Origin of the sequence: Sphingobacterium lactis, from assembly GCF_051951495.1 — a bacterium.
In the GTDB taxonomy this organism is placed as follows: Bacteria; Bacteroidota; Bacteroidia; order Sphingobacteriales; family Sphingobacteriaceae; genus Sphingobacterium; species Sphingobacterium lactis_A.
Genome location: NZ_JBNHAS010000029.1, coordinates 1 through 248, shown reverse-complemented (window position 1 = coordinate 248; position 248 = coordinate 1). Strand labels below are relative to the sequence as shown.

1 rRNA gene is annotated in these 248 nt (G+C 42.3%); it reads right to left on the bottom strand.

Going from position 1 to position 248, the window contains the following annotated elements:
* A 16S ribosomal RNA gene (locus tag ACP6L2_RS18210) occupies positions 1-108 on the bottom strand; the annotation flags it as partial.
* Between the last annotated feature and the right edge of the window lie 140 nt (positions 109-248).

The following is a 248-nucleotide window of genomic DNA, read 5'->3' as shown; positions in this document are numbered from 1 at the left end:
CGCCACTCTCACCAGATGGTAGCAAGCTACCACTGGATCCCGTCCGACTTGCATGTATTAGGCCTGCCGCTAGCGTTCATCCTGAGCCAGGATCAAACTCTCCATTGTAGAATGAAGTGTGAGATCGTGACCATTTATAAATAAACGGAAACGTATCTATTAATTATTTAATATCTGTCGCCGTTCCGGATCTGATTTGAATTGACTTAAAAAAATCTCATTCTTCAGCTTTCGTCAAAAGACTACTC